Consider the following 24047-nt stretch of genomic DNA (forward strand, 5'->3'; position numbering starts at 1 on the left):
TATGGTCGACTACTTTCTACGCCACCGAGCGGCCAGCTATTTAATGACCGTGGTGCTGCTGGCGGGTGGCGCGCTGTCGTTTTTGGGCATGGGCCAGTTGGAGTTCCCCGAATTTACCATTCGCAATGCGTTGATCACCACGCAGTACCCTGGTGCGACGCCTGAAGAGGTAGAGCAGGAAGTCACTTCGACACTCGAAGAGTCGATCCAGGAGATGTCATCGATCAAGCGGGTCAGCTCGGTGAGTTCTGATGGCCTATCGCAGATCACCGTTGAGCTCGAAAGTACGGTGCAGAACGAGGAGTTGGAGCAATTATGGGATTCGCTGCGCCGTAAAGTACAGGATGCCCAAGCCGCGCTTCCGCCGGGGGCGAGTCAATCCCGCGTAAACGACGACTTTGGCGATGTATTTGGTTTTATGGTCAACCTGACGGGCGATGGCTATAGCATGCCGGATCTGGCTGACCATGCTGATTTTCTCAAGCGCGAGCTCGCTTTGGTGCAGGGCGTCGCGAAAGTGTCGCTAAGCGGTGAGCACGAAGAGCGCATCTATATCGAAGTTGATCGGGAACGCCTGCGCGCACTGAATATTCCGTTAACACGCCTTCAGCAACTGCTTGAGACCCAAAATGCAGTGGCAGACTCAGGGCATCTTAAACAGGATGGCCGCCGTTTTCGCATCACACCTACGGGTAGTGCGGCAGATATTGAAGCTCTGCGCGCCCTGATTGTCAGTGAGGGCGACGGCGAGCTGGTGCGGCTGAGCGATATTGCCGATGTGAGCCGTGAGCTGGCGGAGCAGCCCCAGCAGCTTTACCGCGATATGGGCAGGCCGGCGATCTCGTTGGGCGTCTCCTTTGAAAGCGGGGTGAACGTTGTCGAGGTGGGGGAACGGCTACAGCAGCGTCTGGATGAACTGCAAACCCGCACACCACTGGGTATGGAGCTGAACGTCGTTTACAACCAGCCCCAGGTGGTCGATGACGCTGTATCCGGCTTCCTGGTCAGCTTGATCCAGGCAGTGGCCATTGTCATCGTGGTGCTAATGCTGTTTATGGGCTGGCGCAGTGGTCTGTTAATGGGCTTTATCCTGCTGATCACGATTATCGGCACCTTCATGTTGATGCGTTTTCACGGTTTGCAGCTGGAAAAAATCTCGCTGGGTGCGTTAATTATCGCCCTGGGAATGCTGGTAGATAACGCCATTGTGGTCACCGAAGGCATGCTGGTGGGGTTAAAGCGTGGCAGCACGATTCGCGATTCTGCACACCAGGTGATCCGCCAAAATGCCTGGCCCTTGTTGGCCGCAACATTGATCGCGATTGCCGCCTTTGCGCCCATCGGTTTATCGCCTGACACCACCGGTGAGTTTATCGGCTCGTTATTTTTCGTGCTGCTCTACTCGCTACTGCTGAGCTGGATCACGGCGCTGACGTTAACGCCGTTCTACTTCAAGCTGTTTTTCCGCAATGTTGCTCCCGGCGATGGACAGGAAGACCCCTATAAAGGCGTGGTTTATCGTTTTGTAGGCCGCGTCATTATCACCGGTATTCGTTGGCGCTGGTTAACCTTGGCGCTGATGGTGGCGATATTGGTCGGCGCGGTGGTCGGCTTTGGTTCGGTTAAAAATGCCTTCTTTCCGGCCTCTAATACGCCGATCTTTTTTGTCGATTACCGCACACCGGAAGGTACCGATATTCTCGAAACCCAACGCCGCGTTAGCAAACTTGAAGAGAGCGTGATGGAGATGCCGGGGGTTCGCCACCTGACCACCACCGTGGGCGGCGGAGCACAGCGCTTTACCCTCACCTATTCCCCGGAAGACCGCTACGCAAGCTATGCGCAGTTGATAGTCGAAACTGATGATAAGGCGACCCAGCATGACCGCATGGCCGACGTTGAGAAAGTGCTTGAGCGTGACCATAGCGATATTGACTATAAAATCGCCCCGTTGGAGGTTGGCCCTGCACCGAAAGCCAAACTAGAGGCACGCTTCTACGGCAGCGACCCAGCGGTGCTTCGCCAGTTGGGCGATCAGGTTGAGGCCATGTTCATCGATACACCGAATATGACCAGCGTGCGCACCAGTTGGCGTAACCGTGTGCAGGCGATTGAGCCCGTTTTTCTTGAAGATACTGCACGTAGGCTGGGTGTGACCCGTGAAGACCTGGCCAGCACCCTGGCTCTGAGTACCAGTGGCAGCCAGGTGGGCATTTACCGCGACGGCAGCGACCTGATTCCGATAGTGGCGCGGGCAATCCCCGAACAGCGTCACGATGTGGATAACCTAGGCTCACTTAACGTCTGGAGCGCAGAGCAAAACCGCTATATCACCGCCGAACAAGTCATCGGCGATATCACCACACAGGTGGCGGATCCGCTGATTATGCGCCGCAATCGCGAACGCATGCTGGCGGTGTACGGTGAGCCGGATCCGCTAAGCGGGGTGACCGCAGCCAGCGTATTGGCCGACATTCGCCCACGGGTGGAGGCCTTGGATCTACCGGCAGGTTACCGGTTGGAGTGGGGTGGTGAGTTTGAGACCGCTGGCGAAGCGCAGAGTGGGTTATTTTCCTCGCTGCCGCTGGGCATAGTGATGATGTTTATTCTCACTGTGGTGCTGTTCAATAACTTCCGCCAGCCGTTGGCCATTTGGTCGCTGGTACCGCTGACGATTATTGGCGTAGTGGGCGCTTTGTTGGTTACCGGGTTACCCTTCTCGTTTATGGCGCTGCTGGGCACGCTGAGCTTGATCGGTATGGTGATCAAAAATGCCATCGTGTTGGTAGAGGAGATCAACGTGCAGCTGCCGCTGCACCAAGACCGCTACCACGCAGTGGTGCGAGCCGCCGTCAGCCGCGTGCGCCCGGTCGCCATGGCCGCGCTGACCACTATGTTGGGAATGATCCCGCTGATTAGTGATGCCTTTTTCGCCAGCATGGCGGTCGCGCTGATCGGTGGCTTGGGTGTCGCCACGCTATTAACCCTGATAGTGCTGCCGGTGGTTTATTGCGTGCTGTACCAGATTCGCATACACCCTGATAAATAACCTCACGATGCCTTCCTTCGCCTTAGCCGTGGCTTGGTCAAGCCACGGCTAAGGTGCTCTTCACCGATACTTTAACGTCCGCCGTTTACGCCTGCTTGCAAACCGTTTCTATTTCCATTCATTAAAATAATATTCAAGTCAGACTAAAGTCTATGCTGTCCAGGCCTATAGAAGTATCTCGTTAAAAATATCGGTAAATTTAGGTTAATCCATTCACTACGCTATTTGCTTAACGATTCAGAATACATACTCTGCACTAATACCGAAGTTACGCCCTGGTTGCGTATAGCGGTCAGCCCCAGAATAGTCTGTCGTGATACCTCTTACGTCATCCCACACCCAATATTTCTTGTCCAACAGGTTGAAGATGCCGCCACGCACTGTTAGGTGATCCCCTAGACTCACGTGCCCGGTCAGGTCGTAGAGCTGATAGGCGGCGGGTGCGTACGCATCTTCTGCGTCGTGGGCGCTGACCTGGTTGACGAACGTTCCCGCGAGCTCGCTACCCCATTGCTGATTGGGGTCTTCGTAGCCGAGGGAGACGACGGCCTGAATGGGCGGGATGGATTCTATCGCGCTGCCATCTTCCAGGTTTTTACCTTCGATATAGGCTGCTGCGGTGCGGGCATACCAGCCATCATTGACGCCGATGGCCTTATTTAAGTCCAGCTGGCCCTTGAATTCGACGCCTCGTATGATGGCGCGATTGATGTTCTCGGTGCTGTATTCTCCAGATGGATAGTTCCCAGGGTCGATGCTCACCGAGACCGAGCTCTCGATAAAGTCGCGGTAGTCAGTGTAGAAGCCCGTAAGTTCGGCATTGCCTAAGTTGCCTTGATTACGGATTCCCACTTCCACAAAACGGCTGTGCTCATCGTCAAGATCGGGATTGGCGACGATTCGATAGCCTCTTCCTGCGTCGTAGTCGTAGTAAAGCTCTTCATAAGAAGGTGCTCGGAAGCCGAAGCCGGTCTTACCGAATAGCTCGGTGCTTGACGCAATATTCCAAGTGCCTCCGATCTGGCCGGTCAACGCCTGGCCTTCGGCGCCATCGTAGGATTGCGGAGTAAGGTTGTCGTTGTCGAGATCGTACTCATAATGGTCGAATCGAAGTGCTGGCGTCAGGCTGCCGCGATCTTCTGCCAGCGATAACCGATCTTGAAGGTAGAGTCCAACACGGGTAGCGGTACCCGGCGGTGAAAAGCGTGATTGTTCTACCGTATCGGCATCCAGATTGTAATCTTCGCTGAGACTCTCATAGTCATCGCGTTTGAGTGTTAGCCCATAGGCCAGTTGCTGTGGAATGCCGACGTCGATCTGCTTGCTGAAATCCGTCTTGAGCTGCCAGGTGGTCTGGTCGAAGTCGCGATTGATCAAGCGATTGTAGCCGTTGTAGACCATCGAGCTGTCGTTGATCGTCTCGGTTTGTTGCCAGTCGATTTGCCAATGGAGTGCATCAAACAGAGGGCTCTTATACTCGGCATCCTGATAGATACCAAGCCGATAACGCGTTAGCGTATCGGCACTATAATAATCGCCGTATCGGGCATTTTCCGAAGAGAAAAGATGTAGGTCAGACGTTGCTCGATACTTTTGTGCGACCAACCCAATTTGCCCGCTATTGTTGAACTTCTGAAGTTTCAGTAGAACATCATAGTTATCCACATCACCAGGGTCAGGAGTGGTGCGTTCATCGCCCTGGGTCTGGTCGTTTTCACCGCTGCCGATGTAGTTCTCGGTCGCTTTGCTATTGCGATTGGTGGCAATTAGCAAGGATTCATAATCGCCCCGGCGAGCAGCAAATGTAACGTTTTGGAAGAAACCATCGTTGTCACTACGATAGCCCGCCTCAATGCTAGCATGGGTGTCGTCCCCGCTTGGGGCGAGGAAATCTTGCGGCGAATGCAGCTGTAATGAAACCGAGCTGAAGCCTGATCCCTGTTGGGCATTGCCGCCCTTGACCACCGATACGCTGGAAAGAGACGAGACATCGGTGCTCAGGCGACCTGTATCGAGATAGCTCGAGGTCGGGCCATAGCTTTCGGCCATCTCAAGGCCATCGAGCTGAAGCGAGATCCGGTTTTCGTCGAGTCCGCGGACGTTGAAGCCGGAGAGACCAAATCGGCCATTGTTGGTCGTCAAGATGCTGGGATCGTAGCGAAAGAGATCATCGGCCGAATAAGCGACGGTATTTTTTAGCTGTTGGGCATCAATCTCGCTGACTGAACCTTCTTCGTTAGCGGTTTTTTCGGTCGCGGTGACCAGCCGCTCAGCAGTGACCTGAACATTGGAGAGTTTAAACGCCGACTCATCGTTATCACTGACCGCTGATGCAGGCGTGACTGATAGATCATCTGCCTGTACCGATGTTAAGGGTAATGGGGAAGCGATAGTTAAGGGAAGAAGCGCGTAACCGAATAGTTTACAGGAAGACGCAGGGAGTGGTTTCATTCGATTTCCGTCAAATAGAATTGATTTAGATTAACGCAAGTTAATGATAATAGTTTACAGTGGTGATCTGCTGTCAATACCAAAACTTGCACCAATTGAGGAAATAGGTGGAAAGCAAAACGCTAGCGGCTAGAAAAAAATGACTCGCTTCAGAACCGAGTCGGAGGGGGCTAACAGCAACGCCACTTATTTAACGCTGGTGGCGTTGCTGGATTAGTTGAGGGCTTCTTAGTTAAGCGTCTAGTTAACGGATTAGTTAAGCGCGGCGGAAACCTCTTCAATCTGCAGACGCAGGCTCTGTAGGCCACCGCCAGAGAGGTACCACAATGCAGGGGTGAGCATAACAACCCGCGCATTATCTGCACCGGCGTCTGCCAGCGTTTGGCTCAGGCTATCCGCATCGGCGGGTTCATTACCAATCGCTGCACTGCGGTCAACGACCAGTAATATCTCTGGATTGATCTTGGCAATCGCTTCAGGGGAAAGCGGGGTAAAGGTACGGGTGCCACGGGTTTCTGATGTCACGCTGTTGGGCATCTCAAGTGCGTCTACCTCCAGTACCTCGTGCACCACGGGGTGCTGATTCAGCATCAGGTTCCCGCCGTTGTGGGTTACCACCAGCGTGCGGGGAGCGTTACTTAGCGCTTCGCGCTGGGACTCAATCTCGGCGTGCAGGATTTCAAGCGCCTCTTCCGCTTCGCTTTCCGCGTCTAAGCGGCTGGCCAAATCGCGAATATTGGCTTCAAAAGCGGCCAGGTAATCGTCACCTTGCAGGCTGGTATTGAGCAGGGGAGCAATGTCGCCAAGCTCCTCTTCCCACTCACCCTGGCGGCCAGTGTAGAGAATCAGGCTAGGCTCGCTTTCGCCAAGAGCATCCATATCCGGTGAGCGCAGGCCGCCAATATCGGTGACGTCATCGGCTGCATACTGCTCAAGATAGCCAGGCAGGCTGGCTTTCGGTACACCCACTACCTGCTCGTTTAAACCTAGCGCATCCAGCGTATCCAGACTGCCTAAATCGAAGGTGGCGATTCGCTGGTCGGCGCTCACGGTGGCGCTGGCAGTTGCTAAGAGTATAGCGGTGGTAGTGATAGCGAACTTCATAGGGTTTCCTTTTGTGAGAAAGTATTTTATATGCTATTAATTCTCATATTCTCAGGGATGCTGACTTTTGTCGCTACTGGGTGATGGAACAGTATGTTGCAGAAAACGCGACCGCCCTCACAAACTGAGGGCGGTGGGTAGCGCTAACGACTGTTTAAAAAAGTGGGTCAAGAGGTTAAGAGGCGACCCTGAAAGGATTGCGCGGGTCGTTATCCCAGGCCAGGAAGGGTTGGCCGGTTTCCTGGGGCACCATGGTGATGCAGTTCTCCACCGGGCAGGTTATCTGGCAAAGATTGCAGCCCACACACTCCTCTTCGATCACTTCATAGCGGCGCGATCCGTCCTGCTCGGTGAACTTGGCAATCGACTGGTGGGAGGTATCCTCGCAGGCGATATAGCAGCGGCCACATTCGATGCATAGATCCTGGTCGATCTTCGCGATGGTTTTGAAGTTGATGTCTAGGTGTTTCCAGTCGGTGGTTTGCGGTATCGCCTTACGGGAGAACGCCTCGATGGAGTCGTAGCCTTTTTCCGCCATCCAGCGTGAGAGGCCGTCTTTCATCTCCTCCACAATCCTAAAGCCGTTGAGCATCGCTGCCGTACACACCTGCACGCTGCCAGCACCTAGGGCGATAAACTCCGCCGCATCCCGCCAGGTGGAAATGCCGCCAATGCCGGAAATTGGTAGCGTTGGTGTCGCCGGGTCGCGGGCGATTTCCGCCACCATATTCATCGCGATGGGTTTGACAGCGCTGCCGCAGTAGCCGCCGTGAGTGCTCTGGTGGCCGACGGTGGGCTTGGCGACCATGTTGTCCAGGTCGATGCTGGTAATCGAGTTTATGGTGTTGATCAGCGACACCGCGTCGGCCCCGCCGCGCAGCGCCGCCTGGGCGCCCACGCGAATATCGGTAATATTGGGCGTCAGCTTCACGATCACCGGTTTGGAATAGTGCTTTTTGCACCAGTAGGTGACTTTCTCGATCAGGTCGGGGTTTTGGCCCACCGCCGCGCCCATGCCGCGCTCCGGCATGCCGTGAGGGCAACCCAGGTTGAGCTCGATGCCGTCCGCGCCGGTGGCTTCTACTAGCGGCAGAATGTAGGCCCAGGCTGCTTCATTACAGGGCACCATAATGGAAACGATCAGCGCACGATCGGGCCAGTCCTTTTTCACCTGGGTGATTTCTTTAAGGTTGATCTCCAGCGAGCGGTCGGTAATCAGCTCGATATTGTTAAAACCGATCACCTCGCGGTTTTTGCCGTAGTGAGCCGAATAGCGGGAGGAGACGTTCACCGCGGGTGGCTCTTCGCCGAGGGTTTTCCACACCACGCCGCCCCAGCCCGCCTCAAAAGCGCGCACTACGTTGTAGGCTTTATCGGTAGGCGGGGCGGAGGCCAGCCAGAACGGGTTAGGGGCTTTAATACCGGCAAAGTTAACCGAAAGATCAACACCATTAACCACGCTGTCGCCGCTGTTTTTCTTTCCCAGTGGTGTAAAAGTGAGTGTGTTCATGCGGCCTCCTGCTTGGCGACAAGCGCCTGATGAATGGCGTGAGCTGCCAGTTTGCCGTGTTGCACGGCCTGAACGGTAAGGTCTTGACCGGGCTTCACACAGTCGCCACCGGCATACACATTGGGCAACGAGGTGCGGAACATTTCATCGACGTGGATGCGCTCGCCGTCCCGGGCAAGCTCAGCGGCGGTGGCATCGCTTAGGCTCGCGCCTTCGAAGCCTTGGCCGATAGCGGTGAAGACAGCATCGGCGGCGATCTCAAAGATCTCCCCCGTAGGGGTTAAGCGGCCCGCCTGATCGTGGGTCTTGGCAAAGCGCATGCCCGTCACGCGGCCTTGATCATCCAGCAGAATCTCGTCGGGCTGAGCCCAGGTCACCATCCGCACGCCGTTGGCTTTGGCAATCTCTTGTTCATGGCCGGTGGCGGACATGGCTTCAATGCCGCGACGGTAAATCAGCGTTACCTCCGTAGCGCCTAAGCGGGCCATTTGGGTGGCCATATCGATGGCGGTATTGCCAGCGCCAATCACGATACAGCGCTTGGCTACCGCAAGGCTGCCTAGATCGTCGGTTTGGCGGAGAACCTTGATGTAGTCTACCGCAGGCATCAGGCCGGGTGCTTGCTCCCCGGTTAAACCCAGGGCACGGCTGGCGCCCAGGCCTAAACCGAGAAACACGCTATCGTACTGCTTATGGAGCGTGGCAAGCTCCAGGTTTTCGCCCAGCCGTTGGCCGTACTGGATCTCGATGCCGCCAATTTCCAGCAAAAACTCGACTTCCTTGCGGGCGAAGTCGTCGGTCATTTTGTAGCGGGCAATTCCGTATTCGTTGAGCCCGCCAGGCTTTTGCTCAGCTTCGAAAATCGTTACCTGATGCCCGAGCATAGCCAAACGGTGGGCGCAGGAGAGCCCCGCTGGGCCGGCGCCGACTACGGCGATATGGCGGCCAGTGGTGGCGGCGCGTTTAAACGGGTGGCTATCGAACTGCATGTTATCGGTGGCGTGGCGCTGTAACAGGCCGATCAGTACTGGCTGGCACTCGGCATCGTGATTACGCACGCAGCTGCGTTCACAGAGAATTTCGGTAGGGCACACCCGGGCGCAACTGCCACCTAGGATATTGGCTTCCAGAATGGTTTCCGCCGCGCCGTTGATAGTGTTCTCGCTGATCTGGCGAATAAAACTAGGAATATCAATATCCGACGGGCACGCTTCGACGCAGGGCGCATCAAAGCAGTAAAGACAGCGCTGGCTTTCGATCATCGCCTGGCGCCGGGTTAACGGTGGGTGAAGATCACTAAAGTTGCTTGCAAGCGTAGCTGGGTCGTAGGTGTCGACCTCTTTTGCGCTGGGTAGATGGATCAGTTGGCTAATCACGGTAGAGCCTCCGCTGTTTTATAGAAACAACAGTTATTAAGCGCCGGTTATCGTTTAACGGCGACTGGGGCGTTAAGCTCGGCACGCTTGGCGAGCAGCTCGAATACACCGGGGTAGGCGGGGCGCTCCAAATAGCGGCCCGCACCGCGCTCGGCGCGCAGCTCACCATCCCGCCACACCCATTTGCCCTTGCTAATGGTGTGACGAGCAATGCCGCGCACCGTTTTGCCCTCGAAAATGTTGAAATCGACGTTCTGGTGGTGAGTTTTGGCAGAAATCGTCCGAGTGCCGTTGGGATCCCAAACCACGATATCCGCATCGGAGCCCACTTGAATCGCACCTTTGCGCGGGTAGAGGTTGAATATCTTGGCGGTGTTGGTCGATGTCAGCGCGACAAACTCCTGGGGCGACAGCTTGCCGGTGTTGACGCCTTCGTCCCATAGCACGGCGAGGCGGTCTTCGACGCCTGCAGTACCATTGGGGATCTTGGTGAAGTCATCTTTACCGGCGGCTTTCTGATCGGCGCAGAAACAGCAGTGGTCGGTGGCGGTAGTTTGCAGGTTTCCCGACTGCAGGCCGTGCCAGAGCGCTTCCTGGTGGCCCTTGGGCCGGAAGGGCGGGCTCATAACGTGGGCGGCGGCGCGGCCCCAGTCGGTATCCTGGTAGACGCTATCGTCGATGAGCAGGTGCCCGGCTAAGCATTCGCCATACACCGGATGGCCTTGTTGGCGGGCGTAGGCAATTTCATCGACGGCATCTTTGGTGGATACGTGAACCAGATAGATCGGTGCGCCCAGGGTGCTGGCAATGCGAATCGCCCGGCTGGCTGCTTCGCCTTCCACCTGGGGCGGGCGCGAAAGCGGGTGGGCCTCTGGCCCGGTCATTCCCTGGGCGAGCAGTTTTTGCTGCATGTGATAGACCAGCTCACCGTTTTCGGCGTGAACCGTAGGCACCGCGCCTAGCTCCAGACAGCGCGAGAAGCTTTCCACCAGGATGTCATCAGTGGCCATGATCGCGCCCTTGTAGGCCATAAAGTGTTTGAAGCTGTTCACCCCGTGTTCATGAACCAGGGTGCCCATTTCCTCTCGCACGCTATCGTCCCACCAGGTAATCGCCACGTGGAAGGCAAAATCGGTGGCGGCTTTTTCCGCCCAGTCTTGCCAGGTTTCGAAGGCCTCAAGGAGCGACTGACCCGGCTGCGGGATCACGAAGTCGATGATCGAAGTGGTGCCCCCGGCCAAGGCCGCGGCGGTGCCGGTATAGAAATCTTCGCTGGCCACGGTACCCATGAACGGCAGTTGCATGTGCGTATGGGGATCAATGCCGCCAGGCATCACCAGTTGATCGCTGGCATCGACCATTTCACACCCTTCAGGGACATCTAGATCGGTGCCAATCGCATGGATTTTACCGTCGACACACAGTACGTCTGCGCGGTAGGTGTCGGCGTGGGTGACCACGGTGCCGCCCTTGATTAATAAGCTCATCGTTCGCTCCTGTTGTTTTTAACTAGAAAATTTAACCGGCAATCTGTTTGTTGCCAGCAAAATCATTCCCCGTCGGTTAGGCGGGTATAGGTTTCCGGGCGGCGGTCGCGGAAGAACTGCCAGTTGTTACGCACCTCGCGCACCATGTCCAAATCGATCTCGTGCACCAGCAGCTCATCTTCGGTTTCGCTGGCCTGGGCTTCGATTTTGCCGCGGGGGTTAACGATGTAGCTGGAACCGTAAAAGTCACCGATATTCCAGGGTGCCTCGGTGCCTACACGGTTGATGGCGGCGATAAAGCAGCCATTGGCGGCTGCAGAGGCAGGTTGCTCTAACTCCCACAGGTATTGGGAAAGCCCGGCCACGGTGGCGGAGGGGTTGAAGATTACTTCGGCGCCGTTGAGTGCCAGTGCACGCCAGCCTTCGGGGAAGTGACGGTCGTAACAGATATACACCCCGATTTTGCCGTAGGCAGTATCGAACACTGGCCAGTTGGACTGGCCTGGCTTGAAGAAGAATTTTTCCCAAAAACCGGCTACTTGGGGAATATGGGTTTTGTGGTACTTGCCTAGGTAGCTGCCGTCAGCGTCGAACACGGCTGCGGTGTTGTAGTAAACACCGGTTTCAGTCTCTTCATACACAGGCACGATGATCACCATGCGGTGCTCGGCGGCTAGCTTCTGCATCATCTGGCAGGTAGGGCCTTCCGGTACCCGCTCTGCGGCGGCGTACCACTTACCGTCCTGGCTAGGACAAAAGTAGGGCTGGTTAAACACTTCCTGGAAGCAAAGCACCTGCACGCCCTGGTCAGCTGCTTGCTGAATCATTGGCAGATGTGCCTCGTTCATGGCGTCGCGAATAGCTTCTGGTTCAAGATCGGTGCTGGTTTTCAGGCCCATCTGAATCAACCCGATTTTCATCTTCTGCATGAGACGCTCCCTCTGAGTGTTGATGTTTAGCGTATGTTTGTAGTGTTCTTGAAACTAGTTTTGTAAAGCTGACGAAATAGACAGCTTTTGTTGAAAGTAGCGCTGGGTAGATGGTTTTAGCAAGTCTTTAGAGGAGATTTGTTAAATTGTATTTAACTCATTGAGTTTGCTTGTTTTTATTGTTCTATGTTGCGCTATTCACTTTTTTGGTGAACCTTTGCACTGTTTTGGGTTGTCTTTTAATTCATTTAAAATCAATTGCTTGTTATATTTCATAGGGCTTTATTTAGTTTTTTGTTGTTTAAAGTTGGTGCAAATATTTTTTTTGATCTAGCTTTGTTTAGTTGGTTTTTGTTTGAGGGTGGGAAGATGCAAAGATAAAAAGCTAACAATAATATTGTTGTCCATAAAGGCAGCTTTTTAATCAATGAGTTAATTGACCTGATTTTTCAAGTAGGCATGCTTATTGCTTGTTTTCTAAGAGCTGTGGCTTCTAAAAGCCATGATTTCTAAGCGCCTTTTTGAAAAGCTCCACTGGCCGTGGGAGCTAGGCAGCGCAATAACGCAATGCTGAGGAGATAAAAAATGACCGAAACAACCTCTCAGATGGTGGATCGAGGTGGGCTGATAGAGCTAGATGTAGGGGACGATGTACGCAGTAGTTCGCGCTTTAATGAGGATATTGCGCCTACCCAGGCCAGCGAGCGTACTTGGAGTAAGTGGAATATTGCGGCACTCTGGGTAGGCATGTCGATCTGCGTGCCCACATATACGCTAGGCGGGGTATTAACTGCCTACTTTGGGCTGAGCGTGGGGGAAGCGCTGTTCGCCATTCTGTTAGCCAACGTGATCGTATTGATTCCTCTTACTTTAAATGCTTTTCCTGGAACCAAGTTTGGCATTCCCTTTCCGGTAGTGCTGCGCTCATCATTCGGTATTTTAGGCTCCAACATACCCTGCTTGGTGCGCGCTTTGGTAGGCTGTGGCTGGTTTGGTATTCAAACCATGTTTGGCGGTCTAGCCATTCATCTGCTGCTTTCCGAATTGATTCCCGCTTGGGCAGCGCTTGGCGGCGTAGGTGAAGTGATCGGCTTTTTTGTCTTCGGCGCGATGAACCTCTATGTGGTGATTCGTGGGGCAGAGTCGATTAAATGGTTGGAAACCCTGGCGGCACCGTTGCTGTTGGCAGTAGGGGTTGGCCTGATGGTGTGGGCGTGGCCGCATATGTCGATGAGCGAGCTGCTAGCACAGCCGCCGTCGCGGCCTGAAGGAGCGTCGGTTTACGGCTACTTCTTCGCGGGCTTAACCGCCATGGTGGGTTTTTGGGCCACGCTGTCGCTGAATATTCCCGATTTCAGCCGCTTTGCCAAAAGCCAAAAAGATCAGATTGTTGGTCAGGTAATTGGGCTGCCGCTAACGATGTTCTTCTTTGCTGCGCTGGGCGTGGTATTAACTGCGGCGTCTGAGACGCTGGTGGGCCAAACCGTTGCCGACCCGGTACGTTTGATTGGCTACATCGATAGTCCCTTCTGGGTGGTATTGGCGATGCTGTTGATCATTATCGCCACGATTTCTACCAATACGGCTTCTAACATTGTGTCGCCTACCAACGACTTTCAGAATATAGCGCCTAAATTGATTAACCAGACGCGTGGTGTGCTAATGACCGGCGCGGTGGGCGTGCTATTGATGGGCTACGATCTTCTGCAAAAAGCGGGCGTTATTCCGCCTGGGGTTTCGCTTGAGCAGATGTACTCCAACTGGCTGTTGGGTTACTCCAGTCTGTTGGGGCCCATCGCGGGCATCATGGCGGTAGATTACTTCCTGATCAAAAAGCAGCGTTTGGATGTGCCGAGCCTGTACATGGATAGCCATGCCTATCCTGCGGTGAATATCGCCGGTTTCATCGCCTTCGGTGTGCCTGTGGCGCTTACTTTACTATCGCTGTTAACTGGCACCATGAACTGGTTCTACGACTATGGCTGGTTCACCGGCTCGGCGCTGGGGGCCATCGTTTATTTTGTCGCAAGCCAAGTGCTGGCGTCATCACCTCAGGTGGGGCCTGCGCCGATAATGGCCAATGAGGCAGCCGAGCAGCGTTAAATAGCTTAATCCCGGCTTCGTGCTTTCTATCTTAGCTGCTTTTGATTAAACGTAGAAACGCATCGACCACTCGGTTGGGGCGGCGGTCATGGCGGGTAATCAGTACAAAGGGGATGCGGTAGTGCTGCGAGTTGGCATGTAGCGCCCGCATCTTGCCCGCCGCTACCCACTGGGCTGCGACGTGCTCAGGAAGAAAGCCGATAAAGCGCCCGGTAAGAATCAAAAAAGCAGCGCCTTCGCGATCGGATGCCGAAGCTCGCAGGCTTAGCGCGTCATGCGCCTGTCGGGCCTCAATCGGTAGCGGATAGCGGGGTGAAATAGCCGAGTGTTGGGCGATATCTGCACAGCGAAGCGTATCATCATCCTCAGTAAACAGCGGATGGCCAGCCGCGCAGTAAAGATACGATGGCTCATCGTAGAGGTGCCGCGCTTCTAAGCTGGTAGGCAGGTTCACTGAAGGCACTACGCCGACGTGCAAGTGGCCATCCATGACGCCCCGAATGACCGCGTCAGAAGGCTCCATATGAATGTGCAGCGTTACCTCATGCTCCGGCGCGCTAAGCTCTGCCAGGGCGTTGGTCACGTGCATGGCGGGTAGCGTTACCAGGTTGTCGGTGATGCCGATATTCAACTCGCCCTTAATCGTGTGATGCAGCGCGTTAACGTCGCTTTTAAACGTTTCAAGCGCGGTAAGTAGCGTTAATCCTGCCTGATAAATCTCTTTACCCTCTTCGGTTAAACTAAACCCGCCACGTCCTCGCTGGCAGAGCGAAAACCCCAGTCTCCCCTCCAAATCGTTCATGTGCTGGCTAATCGCCGAACGACTAATGCCCAGCGTGGTTTCCGCCGCGGTAAAGCCACCGCACTCAACGACCGTCTTAAAAATACGGATTAGGCGTATCTCGTAGTCGCTCATTTGGCCCAGCGATGCCATAACAATTTCCTGGTAGATAGGCTATCCATGCATAACGTTACGCTTTTCAGGGCATTAACGGTGATAAAAACTGATATACATCCTAAAAGCACCGCGGCACTATCGGATAAAGCCACGTGTCAGCGCGTGTTATGTATCATTTTTGGTTACTTTTTACACTGTATCAGGTGTCCCACTGGGTTTCCTGGATAAGGCTTCTGCGCGATGTCCGCTACCTCCAATGATGTAAATGATGATGTATTGAAAGCCACCAAGACTTACCGCCAACAGCGCCGCCATGTAATTGCGTTATATCTACTAGCACTGCTTGTCATGATGGTGCTTTTCGGCTGGCTGCTGAGTGAACAGTATCGGCAAGAAATTGAGGCCGCCGAGTCGCGGATTACCGCCCGCGCTAATGTGGTTGCTGAGTGGGCAAAAGGCGTATTTGCACAAAGCGGGCAAGCGCTTTTTGGGCTTGCTGAGATGCTAACCCTGCAAGGCATGCCAGATAGCGATAATGCCCAGGCCCTTCAGCGCTCACTAGAAAACCTGACTCTGTATGTGCCCATGGTGGACGAAATCGCTGTGTTGAGCGCCGAGGGCCGAGTATTGGCGAGTGGCCGCAGCAGCCGAAGAGCAGGTGCTGATATCAGCGATACGACGTTTTTTAATGCCTTTAAGCAGCCAGGACAAGAGGAGCTGATTACCCCGCTTTACTGGTCTAGTAGTGATCAACGCTACTATTTGTACCATGGCCGACGATTAGAAACCTCGTCCGGCGAGTTTGCCGGGGTGGTTATCTCTAGCATTGTGCCTGAGGTGTTTGCCGACGCCCTGGAGCAGATGAGTGTCTATGACGGCGAGAGCATTGCCCTGGTCGACCCCGGATTGAAGTTTATTGCTCGCTACCCGCCCCCCGAGAGGCCGTTTTCGATCGGCAGTCAAATTGAGAGCCCAGAAACGGCTGAGTGGCTTACCCGTGGTGAGTCCACATGGTCGATCAACATTGACTCCCCTATTGATGGCCGAACACGGCTGTTTCGCATGCTGAGAGTAGGCGAGTATCCGATGCTGGCCGTGGTCGGCGTTGACCTTGACGAATTGCTCTCGGCCTGGCGGCAGCGCGCTTTGATTTTAACACTGGTGATTGCCGTCATTGCCCTGTTGGGGGCTTGGGGGGCACGCCATTACCTGAATCGTATAGCGTTGTCGCATCAATTGCGCCAGCGTATTGAGGAACGGGAGCAGGCCCGTGCCGAGGCCCAAATAGCCGCTGCCGCCTTCCAGACGCACTTAGGCATCCTTATTACTGATCCACAGGGCATCATTCTTAAGGTGAATGAAACCTTCAGCCGCATTACCGGCTATAGCGAAGCTGAGATAGTGGGTAACAATCCGCGCATGTTTAGCTCTGGACTACAAAACGCCGCCTTTTACCGCCGTTTATGGAAGCGCGTTATCAAAACCGGCAACTGGGAAGGCGAGATATGGAACCAGCGTAAAAATGGTGAACTATTTCCTGAGTGGCTAACCATTAGCGCTGTCTACAGCGTTGAGGGTACCTTAACTCACTACGTGGCCACCATGAGCGATATCAGCGAGCGTAAAGCCGCTGAGCAGGAGATTCATCAGCTAGCGTTTTATGACACCTTAACCGGGTTGGCCAACCGGCGGCTGTTTATGGATCGCATAGGTAATGCCCTTAAAGAGCTTCAGCGCCATCAGCGCTGCGGCGCACTGCTATTTATCGATATCGATAACTTCAAACAAATCAATGACACCCTGGGGCACTATGCGGGTGATCAAGTATTGCAGAGCGTTGCTCGGCGGATGGGGCAGATGTTGCGCGATACCGATACCTTGGCGCGACTGGGAAGCGATGAATTTGCGGTATTAATCGAAGGCGTGGATAGCAATTACGCTCAAACTACCCGGCTGGCAGAGCGAATTGCGCACAAGCTGCTGGCAACTCTTAACGAACCAATCACCCTGGCCGAAGAGAGCATCACGGTGACGGGGAGTATTGGTATTGCGATCATGGTCAGCAATGAGTACGGCGTGGATGACTACCTGCAGCAGGTAGATATGGCGCTCTTTCAGGCTAAGAACAACGGCCGCCATGGCGTGTGCTTTTTTGACCCCTCGATGCAGGCTGCGCTGCTGGCCCATGTGAAATTAGAGGCGGATCTGCGCCAAGCGCAGGCCAGCCAGCAGTGGCAGCTCTATTATCAGCCCCAAGTGGATCACCATGGCGTGATCACTGGCGTTGAAGCGCTGCTGCGCTGGCATCATCCCGAACGCGGCATGGTGTCACCAGGTGATTTCATTCCGCTGCTGGAAAGTAATGAGCTGATAAACGATGTAGGCGAATGGGTGTTGGAAGATGCCTGCTATCAATTAGCGCGTTGGGCGCAGCATCCACGGCTAAGCAAACTGACCATATCGGTGAATATTAGTCCGCTTCAGTTTCGCGATGAGCAGTTTCTGGCTCGCGTAGAGGGGGTATTTGCGCGCACTCAAGCGCCGCTTCAGCGGCTCAAACTGGAGGTGACCGAGTCACTGTTTGTGGAAGCGCGAGACGACGCCAGAGATAAAATGCTTGCCCTTAAAGCGCGAGGGGTACGCTTCTCTTTGGATGATTTTGGCACCGGCTACTCGTCCCTGGCCTATTTAGCACAACTGCCGCTGGATCAGCTAAAAATCGACCAATCCTTTGTACAGCAGGTGCTCGAAAGCCAAGCCAACGCAGCGATTGTCGAGAGTACCATTGCCTTGGCAGAGAGCCTCAATCTAGAGGTCATTGCGGAAGGCGTAGAGACCAAAGCGCAGCAGGCGTGGCTACTGGCGCACGACTGTCACGCATATCAAGGCTATCTGTTTGGGCGACCAGTTACCGCAGATGCAATCGAGAGATTGATGACGGGCGCTTAACCCAGCGTCAGTAAGCGGAGTTGGCCTTCGATATCGAGGGCGGGGCTCGTATCGGGAAGGATGACTTCCAGACGAGAGTCTTGCCGCCACGCGCTGCTTTCAACGCTGAGCGTGCCTTCGGCGCGGTTAAAGCGTTTCCAGCCGCTATCGGTATGAAAGACGCCTTTAATGCGCGCCTCTCTGGGTAGTTCTCCCAAACATCTGGCCAGGCTATCCAAATCGAATCGCTCGCTTGGGTGCCAACGTAGCCCCGTGCTGGTGTAGCCCAGCGAAGTGCCGGTTTCACACTGGGGCTTGCCGGGCGGGGGCGGGAGATCAAAAAATGCCCCCTCCACACTGGGTGTTGCCGCCAACTGTTGGTGGCTGGCGGGTACGTTGATATCGCTCCCTTCGGCGCGTCCGCTCTGGGTCAACAGTCCTATGGGTAGTTCGCCTTGGGGAGCTTCTTGCACCCATTTACGCGGCGGCCAGCGCTGCGCCACAAACGCATGAGCGGCGCCTAGCTGCTCGGGCGTGCTCTGGTCAAGCATGGTGAGTGCCACGGCATCGGCCATATCGAGCTGGTCGCGGAAGGTGTCGTGCTGTCGAGCGCGGGCGTCATCTAATCGGCGTGGGTCGAGAGTAGCAATAATATCGCGTACCTCGACCACTTTCTGGAAGGCTTCCCCACGCAGTAGATCCAACAGGCCTGCCGGGTGGCCAAGGCCTGAGGGCTCGATGATTACCCGGTCGGGCTTGCTGCGTGCGAGTAAATTCACCAGCGCCGCTTGCAGTACAAAGGCGAGCTGGCAGCACAGGCAGCCGCCGGGCAGACCTTTCACAACTATGCTGTTACGGACGTCAAACATCGCCTGGTCGATGCCGATTTGACCAAACTCGTTGACCAGGATGGCCCACTTTTCATCCACAGGCTTCTGCTCGATGAGGCTGTGGATAAGCGTGGTTTTGCCGCTGCCGAGAAAGCCGGTAATGATATGCACCGGCACTTTTGCCAACCTTTCTGACGCTGCCAACGCCTAGCCTCCTGTCATATTCATAAAGCGTACTACCTGCACATCGCCATCGGTGGTGAAGTGATGGCGTTCCGGCTTAAGCGGCAAGGCGTTGATGATCGCCTCTTTTAGCGCCTGCATATTGCCGGGGTGACGGCGCAGCACAGCGCGAAGATCGACCGAGTGTTCGTTGCCTAAGCACAGCAGCAAACGGCCTTCCACCGTCACGCGCACCCGGTTACAGGTATCGCAAAAGTTGTGGCTATGGGGGGAAATAAACCCAACCCGGCTGTCGCTATCGGCCATCTTGAAGTAGCGCGATGGGCCGGGTGTGGTTTCGGTCGTGGGGATCAGTGGATAGCGCGTTTCGATCAATTCTTGGACATCGTCACTGGAGTAGAAGGTTTCCGCCCGAGAGTGGTCAGAAACATCGCCCAGCGGCATTTCTTCGATAAAGCTAATATCGAGGTTTTCCTGGCGCGCAAAGGTGACCAGGTCGATTACTTCGTCGTCGTTGCGACCTTTTAAGATCACCGCGTTGAGCTTGATGCGTTTAAAGCCCGCTTCCTGAGCGGCATGAATACCGTCGATGACTTTGGCTAAATCACCGGTGCGGGTGAGTTGCTTGAAGCGTTCAGCATCCAGCGAATCCAGGCTGATATTCAGCCGGCGTAAACCGCCGGCGTACAACTGCTTGGCGTGTTTACGCAAGCTGGCGCCGTTGGTGGTCATGGTGAAATCGTTAAGGCCTGGCATCGAGCCGATTTCATCGACTAATTGTTCAATACCCCGACGCACCAATGGCTCACCACCGGTCAGGCGAATTTTTTCCACGCCGAGTTCGGTAAAGGCCCGCGCCACCATGGCGATCTCTTCCAGCGTCAGTACCTGGGCGCGGGGCAGGAATGTCATCTCCTCGCTCATGCAGTACACGCAGCGGAAATCGCAGCGATCGGTGACCGAGATGCGCACGTAGCTAATGCGCCGACCAAAGTCGTCGATCAGTTGCTGGTCAGCGTCTGGCTGGGCAGATCGCTGCTGGTTAGCTTGTGGTTGTGCGGGTCGTTGCTCGGTCATAGCCATCCCGTTAGTGGTTGTATGCTGACTACCTCGCCCGGCTGCGCGCCTGCCTGGTCGTCGGCAAGCTCAATCAAACAGTTAGCAGCCACCATCGAGGTTAAAATGCCCGAACCCTGGGCGCCGGTACTACGCACGAGTAGCCGTCCTTCGCTATCAGTATGGTAAACGCCACGGATAAAGTCAGTACGCTTCAAGCGGCTTTTTAAGAGACTTTCGGTAACGGCATAAAGACGGTGTGGTGGCGCCAATGGCTGCCCATTAAGCCGATCTAACAGCGGTGAAACAAACTGTAGAAAGGTTACCATGACCGCCACCGGATTGCCGGGCAAGCCAATAAACGGCGTGCGCTTTTCGCACAGCCAGCCGCAAGCCATGGGGCGCCCAGGTCGCAGCGCTACCCGCCAGAAAGCTAAGCGGCCTAACTGTTCCAGAGCCTCACGAGTAAAGTCAGCCTGGCCAACGGAAACGCCACCGCTGGTGATCACCAAATCGCTCTGCTCGGCGGCCTGCTCAAGCGCCGTTTTGAGGGCGTTTAAATCGTCTGGCAGAATGCCCAGGTCAATAACGTCGGCGCCGTGTTCGGCAAGCAAACCCATCAGAGTGAAGCGATTGGCATCATAAATCCCTGCCTGGGGCAGCGGTTCGCCGGGTGTGATCACTTCATTGCCAGTGGAAAAAATCGCTACCTTTGGGCGCTGACTCACGCTGATCTCGGCATAACCCAGTGACGCCAAAAGCCCCAGCGAGGCGGCATCAAGCCGTGTTCCTGCAGGAAGGGCTGTGTCGCCGAAAGCAATATCCTCGCCGGCCTGGCGGACATGTTGGCCGTGCTTGAGGCGTTCTGGCGACTCGATGATCACATGCCCAGGTTGCTCATCTAACGGTTCGCGGAGCTGTTCGCTCATCACCACTGTATCGGTGCCCGGCGGCAGTGGGGCACCGGTGGTAATGCGTACACAGTGACCGGCAGGTACTAATTCGCGGCGATACTGCCCGGCCAATACCTCACCGGCCAGCGGCCAGTGGGTTTGCTTGGCTCCAACACCTTCTCTGGGCAAGGCTAGCGCTACGCCGTCCATGGCCGCGTTGGTATTTTGCGGCACGTTAATGGGGGCTTTCACGGTTGTGGCCAATCGGCGACCATGAGCTTGCGCCAGCGGAATCCGTTCGCTGCCCAGCGGGCGTTCAATCAAGGTGGCGAGCGCCTGGCGCGCTTCATCCACGCTAAGCATCTGCTCGCCAAGATCGAAGCAGGAGAGGGTCATTTCACCTCCTTGCTCGAAGAACCCATTAGTACTTTTTCCAGGTGCAGCTTTTCTTCCTCAGTATTAAGGTTAGCAAAGGCATCAGGGCAGTCCGACATATCAACCTTGCACCAAGCATGGCGAGCGTACCAACGGTCGATCTTGCGCTCGCCCTCGGCCAATGTGGCGGCCAAATCATCGGCCAGCGAAGTGCGCAGCAGCGCAACTACCGGGTGAAGCCGATCTCCGTCAAAGGCCACAGCGATATCATGCTGGCCAATACCTTTGACCATGCGTGCCACTAAATCGTCAGGTAGGGCAGGGGAGTCGCAGGGAACGACCAGTAGCCACGGCGTTTTTGCCGCCCGTAGGCCGCTATAGATCCCCATCAACGGACCTTTAAAGCCGCCTTCGGCACCGTCCATTACAAGATCAGCTATAACGCGATCGGCGAAAAAGCGGTAGGCGTCAGCATTGCGGTTGGCGTTAATCAGTAGCTCGGCCACCTGGCCTTCAAGGCGCTTCACCACATGGCCGACGAGTGGCAGGCCCGCAAAAGGCTCCAGCCCTTTGTCACGACCGCCCATTCGGCGCCCTTCGCCGCCCGCGAGAACCATGCCAGTGAGGTCGTGAGTAGGGGTCATGAGCTTGCCTTTTTTGATGAGCGATATTCTTGCGATGAACGGGCATGGGATGGACGTGGTGGAATAGCGTCCAGGGCTAAACGGTTTTGGGTATTGATCGCTTGGAAATGGCGCCCTTTGGCGCGGGCAATTAACATCACGCCGAAGCGTTCGGCCAGTTCGACGCCTTTTTGGGTGACGCCTGAGCGAGAGACCAGCACGCTAATGCCCATTTGTGCCACTTTGAGTACCATTTCGGAAGTCAGTCGCCCGGTGGTGTAGAAAATATCCGCATTGGCACTGTCGGCCTGTTGTAGCCATTGACGCCCCGCCAAGGTATCCACCGCGTTATGCCGTCCTACGTCTTCAACAAAGTCGAGCACGTCGGTTTGCTGGCACAGAGCGCAGCCATGAACGGCGCCAGCGCTGCGGTAGGTCTCGTTGTAGGCGTTGAGGTTTTGCAGTAATTGATAAAGCGTGGATTGTGCCAATGGAGTATCGGGCAGCGCCGTGAGAGCGGTTTGGTCGAGCAGTTTACCAAATACCGTGCCCTGGCCGCAGCCGGTGGTGACCGTGCGGGTACTTAAGCGTGCCTCTAAATCCTCGGGCAGATGGCGAGTAATCACTACCGCAGCTTCTACTTCCCAATCGACTTGCACGGCTTCTAAATCAGCTGCGGCGTTCAGCAGCCCCTGATTGCGCAGATAGCCGACCACAAGAGCCTCTGGATCGTCACCCAGGGTCATCAACGTGACAATTTCACGCTTGTTGAGATAGACCGTCAACGCTCTTTCAGCGGCAATCGCCTGCTGGCGCGCATCACCATACTCGTCAACGATGCTGATCTCGGTGGTGGCCGGTAAGCGGGCTCGGCTTAACTGAAGGGCGTGCATCCGCAATCCTCACTGCTGATATGAAAGCATCTGACCCTGATAAAATACCTGAGCAAAAAGGTCAGAGTTGACGATGATGGCGCTGGAGAGGCTTACTTGTCTACCTGTTCGACTGCTATCCGTTCAAAGTCTAGGTGCTTCTCTCAAGTACTGTGCTCAAGTACTGTTCTTGAGTACTTTGCTTAGATACTTCGCTAAGGGGTTTAACGCGATGTCTGATAATTTACGTTCACTGAGTATTACCCTGGTCGCCGAACCGAAGCAGGTGAAAAGCTTTACGCTGACCCAGTGGCGTATTGCAGAGCTTACCCTGGGGGATCAGGGCCCCAATGTGCTTAACCTGCAGCTGTCGATGACCGAGCGTGCTGCCTACCGTTTCAACCTTACGTCTGCCACCCCACGGCTATTTGTGCGGGCGGGGTTTACTGGGCAAACGCCCAAGCCTGATGCGATTACCGCTAGCCAGGACGTGGCAGCCGGTTGGATGGACGGCGAGCAGCAGGTGCTCGAAGCACCCATGCCCATGGCCATTCAGGTATGGATTGAGAGCTACCTCGCACGTCACGGCGAAGCGCCGATGGAAATGCGCAAGAAAAAACGCAAAGGAGCGGGGCGCGCCAAAGAGACCCCCACCAAGGAGCAGCCGCAATGAGCCGCCTAGAGCGCTGGTCGCGCCTAAAACGCAACGTTCCCCAAGAGCAAGGTGCGCCGCCGGTTGCAGAGTCCGTTGATGAACTAGCGGCCAAATCGGAGGGTTCACCTGATGCCATGCAGGAAACGCCAGAGCAGTCGCTTTCAGAACAATCGCTTTTAGAGCAATCGCCTTCAGAACCAGCACCTAAGCCCGGCAGCTTAGACCACACTTTGCCCGACCCTGAAACGCTGGAAGCGGGCAGCGACTTCAGCGCCTTTATGGTGCCAGGAGTAAGCGGAGCCCTGCGGCGTCGTGCTTTGAAACGTCTGTGGGCCACCGGCAACTACAACGTTCGCGACGGCCTGGATGACTACGATGCCGACTACAATCAGCTGTTAAAGCCCATGGGCTCCGAGCTCGCCAGCAAGCTGCGCCGCTGGACGCATAAAGTGGAAGAGGTGGTTGATAAATCGCTAGACGATGCTGAGCCCGAATCCCCAAAAGAGCTGGCAGCCGACGAACAGACAAACGAGAATCCGGTCGCGTTGGAGGACGAGTCCTCAACATCTCGCGCTAGCAGTGGCAAAATTGTCGAAAACACCTCTCTAGACGACCAGTCTGATTATTTGTCTGGTACTAAAACGAAGACATGATATCGGCGCTAAACTATTAAAAGTCAGTATCTTAGATGCTTTAGAGATGTGAGAAGTCGCCAGCGTTGGCAG

At 55.2% G+C, this 24047-nt stretch carries 17 protein-coding genes; 5 read left to right on the forward strand and 12 right to left on the reverse strand.

The features are described 5' to 3' along the window. Window position 1 precedes the first annotated feature (1 nt). Window positions 2-3049, forward strand: a complete 3048-nt coding sequence (locus HZU72_RS01405; protein WP_180089887.1) for an efflux RND transporter permease subunit — start codon at window positions 2-4, stop codon at window positions 3047-3049. Between the two features lie 237 nt (window positions 3050-3286). Here HZU72_RS01405 and HZU72_RS01410 read toward each other — a convergent pair whose 3' ends face one another. The 6 genes from HZU72_RS01410 to HZU72_RS01435 form a co-directional block, all read right to left on the reverse strand. Further along, complete coding sequence (locus HZU72_RS01410) at window positions 3287-5500, reverse strand: TonB-dependent hemoglobin/transferrin/lactoferrin family receptor (protein WP_180089889.1); 2214 nt, start codon at window positions 5498-5500, stop codon at window positions 3287-3289. A 252-nt stretch (window positions 5501-5752) separates the two neighbouring features. Continuing rightward, the gene (locus HZU72_RS01415; RefSeq protein ID WP_180089891.1) at window positions 5753-6604 is read right to left on the reverse strand and encodes an ABC transporter substrate-binding protein; all 852 of its coding nucleotides are present in this window, start codon (window positions 6602-6604) and stop codon (window positions 5753-5755) included. A 175-nt stretch (window positions 6605-6779) separates the two neighbouring features. Further along, complete coding sequence (preA, locus tag HZU72_RS01420) at window positions 6780-8114, reverse strand: NAD-dependent dihydropyrimidine dehydrogenase subunit PreA (protein WP_208457906.1); 1335 nt, start codon at window positions 8112-8114, stop codon at window positions 6780-6782. Continuing rightward, complete coding sequence (locus tag HZU72_RS01425) at window positions 8111-9490, reverse strand: NAD(P)-dependent oxidoreductase (RefSeq protein WP_180089893.1); 1380 nt, start codon at window positions 9488-9490, stop codon at window positions 8111-8113. The genes preA and HZU72_RS01425 overlap by 4 nt, the downstream gene beginning before the upstream one ends. Window positions 9491-9537: 47 nt before the next feature. Next, window positions 9538-10977: a dihydropyrimidinase gene (hydA, locus tag HZU72_RS01430; protein WP_180089895.1), complete on the reverse strand. Its 1440-nt coding sequence runs from the start codon at window positions 10975-10977 to the stop codon at window positions 9538-9540. A 62-nt stretch (window positions 10978-11039) separates the two neighbouring features. Further along, on the reverse strand, window positions 11040-11906 hold the full coding sequence (locus HZU72_RS01435) for a nitrilase-related carbon-nitrogen hydrolase (protein WP_035580851.1): 867 nt from the start codon (window positions 11904-11906) through the stop codon (window positions 11040-11042). Between the two features lie 585 nt (window positions 11907-12491). Between HZU72_RS01435 and HZU72_RS01440 the strand changes: the two genes are divergently transcribed. Next, entirely contained in the window at window positions 12492-14009 is a 1518-nt protein-coding gene (locus HZU72_RS01440) for an NCS1 family nucleobase:cation symporter-1 (protein WP_180089897.1), read from the forward strand. 31 nt (window positions 14010-14040) lie between these two features. On the opposite strand, the gene HZU72_RS01445 is transcribed toward HZU72_RS01440, so the two are convergent. Continuing rightward, complete coding sequence (locus HZU72_RS01445; protein WP_180089899.1) at window positions 14041-14943, reverse strand: LysR family transcriptional regulator; 903 nt, start codon at window positions 14941-14943, stop codon at window positions 14041-14043. A gap of 204 nt (window positions 14944-15147) precedes the next feature. Between HZU72_RS01445 and HZU72_RS01450 the strand changes: the two genes are divergently transcribed. After that, on the forward strand, window positions 15148-17856 hold the full coding sequence (locus tag HZU72_RS01450) for a bifunctional diguanylate cyclase/phosphodiesterase (protein WP_180089901.1): 2709 nt from the start codon (window positions 15148-15150) through the stop codon (window positions 17854-17856). Here HZU72_RS01450 and HZU72_RS01455 read toward each other — a convergent pair. The 5 genes from HZU72_RS01455 to HZU72_RS01475 are packed head-to-tail and all read right to left on the reverse strand — an operon-like array spanning window position 17853 to window position 22688. Then, window positions 17853-18869: a CobW family GTP-binding protein gene (locus HZU72_RS01455; protein WP_180089903.1), complete on the reverse strand. Its 1017-nt coding sequence runs from the start codon at window positions 18867-18869 to the stop codon at window positions 17853-17855. The two genes, HZU72_RS01450 and HZU72_RS01455, sit on opposite strands and share 4 nt — an antisense overlap. Window positions 18870-18872: 3 nt before the next feature. After that, on the reverse strand, window positions 18873-19925 hold the full coding sequence (gene moaA / locus HZU72_RS01460; RefSeq protein ID WP_235975888.1) for a GTP 3',8-cyclase MoaA: 1053 nt from the start codon (window positions 19923-19925) through the stop codon (window positions 18873-18875). Further along, window positions 19922-21193: a molybdopterin molybdotransferase MoeA gene (moeA, locus tag HZU72_RS01465; protein ID WP_180089905.1), complete on the reverse strand. Its 1272-nt coding sequence runs from the start codon at window positions 21191-21193 to the stop codon at window positions 19922-19924. Before moeA ends, moaA begins: the two co-directional genes overlap by 4 nt. Further along, a complete protein-coding gene (gene mobA / locus HZU72_RS01470) occupies window positions 21190-21816 on the reverse strand; it encodes a molybdenum cofactor guanylyltransferase MobA (protein WP_180089907.1) in 627 nt (208 codons plus the stop codon). Before mobA ends, moeA begins: the two co-directional genes overlap by 4 nt. Then, complete coding sequence (locus HZU72_RS01475) at window positions 21813-22688, reverse strand: formate dehydrogenase accessory sulfurtransferase FdhD (RefSeq protein ID WP_180089909.1); 876 nt, start codon at window positions 22686-22688, stop codon at window positions 21813-21815. The genes mobA and HZU72_RS01475 overlap by 4 nt, the downstream gene beginning before the upstream one ends. Window positions 22689-22899: 211 nt before the next feature. On the opposite strand from HZU72_RS01475, the gene HZU72_RS01480 reads away from it, so the two are divergent. Both HZU72_RS01480 and HZU72_RS01485 read left to right on the forward strand, forming a co-directional pair. Then, complete coding sequence (locus HZU72_RS01480; RefSeq protein ID WP_180089911.1) at window positions 22900-23340, forward strand: DUF3305 domain-containing protein; 441 nt, start codon at window positions 22900-22902, stop codon at window positions 23338-23340. Next, a complete protein-coding gene (locus tag HZU72_RS01485; protein ID WP_180089913.1) occupies window positions 23337-23975 on the forward strand; it encodes a DUF3306 domain-containing protein in 639 nt (212 codons plus the stop codon). The genes HZU72_RS01480 and HZU72_RS01485 overlap by 4 nt, the downstream gene beginning before the upstream one ends. Window positions 23976-24047: the final 72 nt, after the last annotated feature.

It is taken from the genome of Vreelandella sedimenti, assembly GCF_013416325.1.
Lineage (GTDB): Bacteria > Pseudomonadota > Gammaproteobacteria > Pseudomonadales > Halomonadaceae > Vreelandella > Vreelandella sedimenti.

Excerpts from the sequence above, each read along its gene's own strand:
- HZU72_RS01405 (WP_180089887.1), top strand. The coding sequence starts at position 2 with ATGGTCGACTACTTTCTACGCCACCGAGCGGCCAGCTATTTAATGACC.
- HZU72_RS01410 (WP_180089889.1), bottom strand. The coding sequence starts at position 5,500 with ATGAAACCACTCCCTGCGTCTTCCTGTAAACTATTCGGTTACGCGCTT.
- HZU72_RS01415 (WP_180089891.1), bottom strand. The coding sequence starts at position 6,604 with ATGAAGTTCGCTATCACTACCACCGCTATACTCTTAGCAACTGCCAGC.
- preA (WP_208457906.1), bottom strand. The coding sequence starts at position 8,114 with ATGAACACACTCACTTTTACACCACTGGGAAAGAAAAACAGCGGCGAC.
- hydA (WP_180089895.1), bottom strand. The coding sequence starts at position 10,977 with ATGAGCTTATTAATCAAGGGCGGCACCGTGGTCACCCACGCCGACACC.
- HZU72_RS01435 (WP_035580851.1), bottom strand. The coding sequence starts at position 11,906 with ATGCAGAAGATGAAAATCGGGTTGATTCAGATGGGCCTGAAAACCAGC.
- HZU72_RS01440 (WP_180089897.1), top strand. The coding sequence starts at position 12,492 with ATGACCGAAACAACCTCTCAGATGGTGGATCGAGGTGGGCTGATAGAG.
- HZU72_RS01445 (WP_180089899.1), bottom strand. The coding sequence starts at position 14,943 with ATGGCATCGCTGGGCCAAATGAGCGACTACGAGATACGCCTAATCCGT.
- HZU72_RS01450 (WP_180089901.1), top strand. The coding sequence starts at position 15,148 with ATGTCCGCTACCTCCAATGATGTAAATGATGATGTATTGAAAGCCACC.
- moaA (WP_235975888.1), bottom strand. The coding sequence starts at position 19,925 with ATGACCGAGCAACGACCCGCACAACCACAAGCTAACCAGCAGCGATCT.
- moeA (WP_180089905.1), bottom strand. The coding sequence starts at position 21,193 with ATGACCCTCTCCTGCTTCGATCTTGGCGAGCAGATGCTTAGCGTGGAT.
- mobA (WP_180089907.1), bottom strand. The coding sequence starts at position 21,816 with ATGACCCCTACTCACGACCTCACTGGCATGGTTCTCGCGGGCGGCGAA.
- HZU72_RS01475 (WP_180089909.1), bottom strand. The coding sequence starts at position 22,688 with ATGCACGCCCTTCAGTTAAGCCGAGCCCGCTTACCGGCCACCACCGAG.
- HZU72_RS01480 (WP_180089911.1), top strand. The coding sequence starts at position 22,900 with ATGTCTGATAATTTACGTTCACTGAGTATTACCCTGGTCGCCGAACCG.
- HZU72_RS01485 (WP_180089913.1), top strand. The coding sequence starts at position 23,337 with ATGAGCCGCCTAGAGCGCTGGTCGCGCCTAAAACGCAACGTTCCCCAA.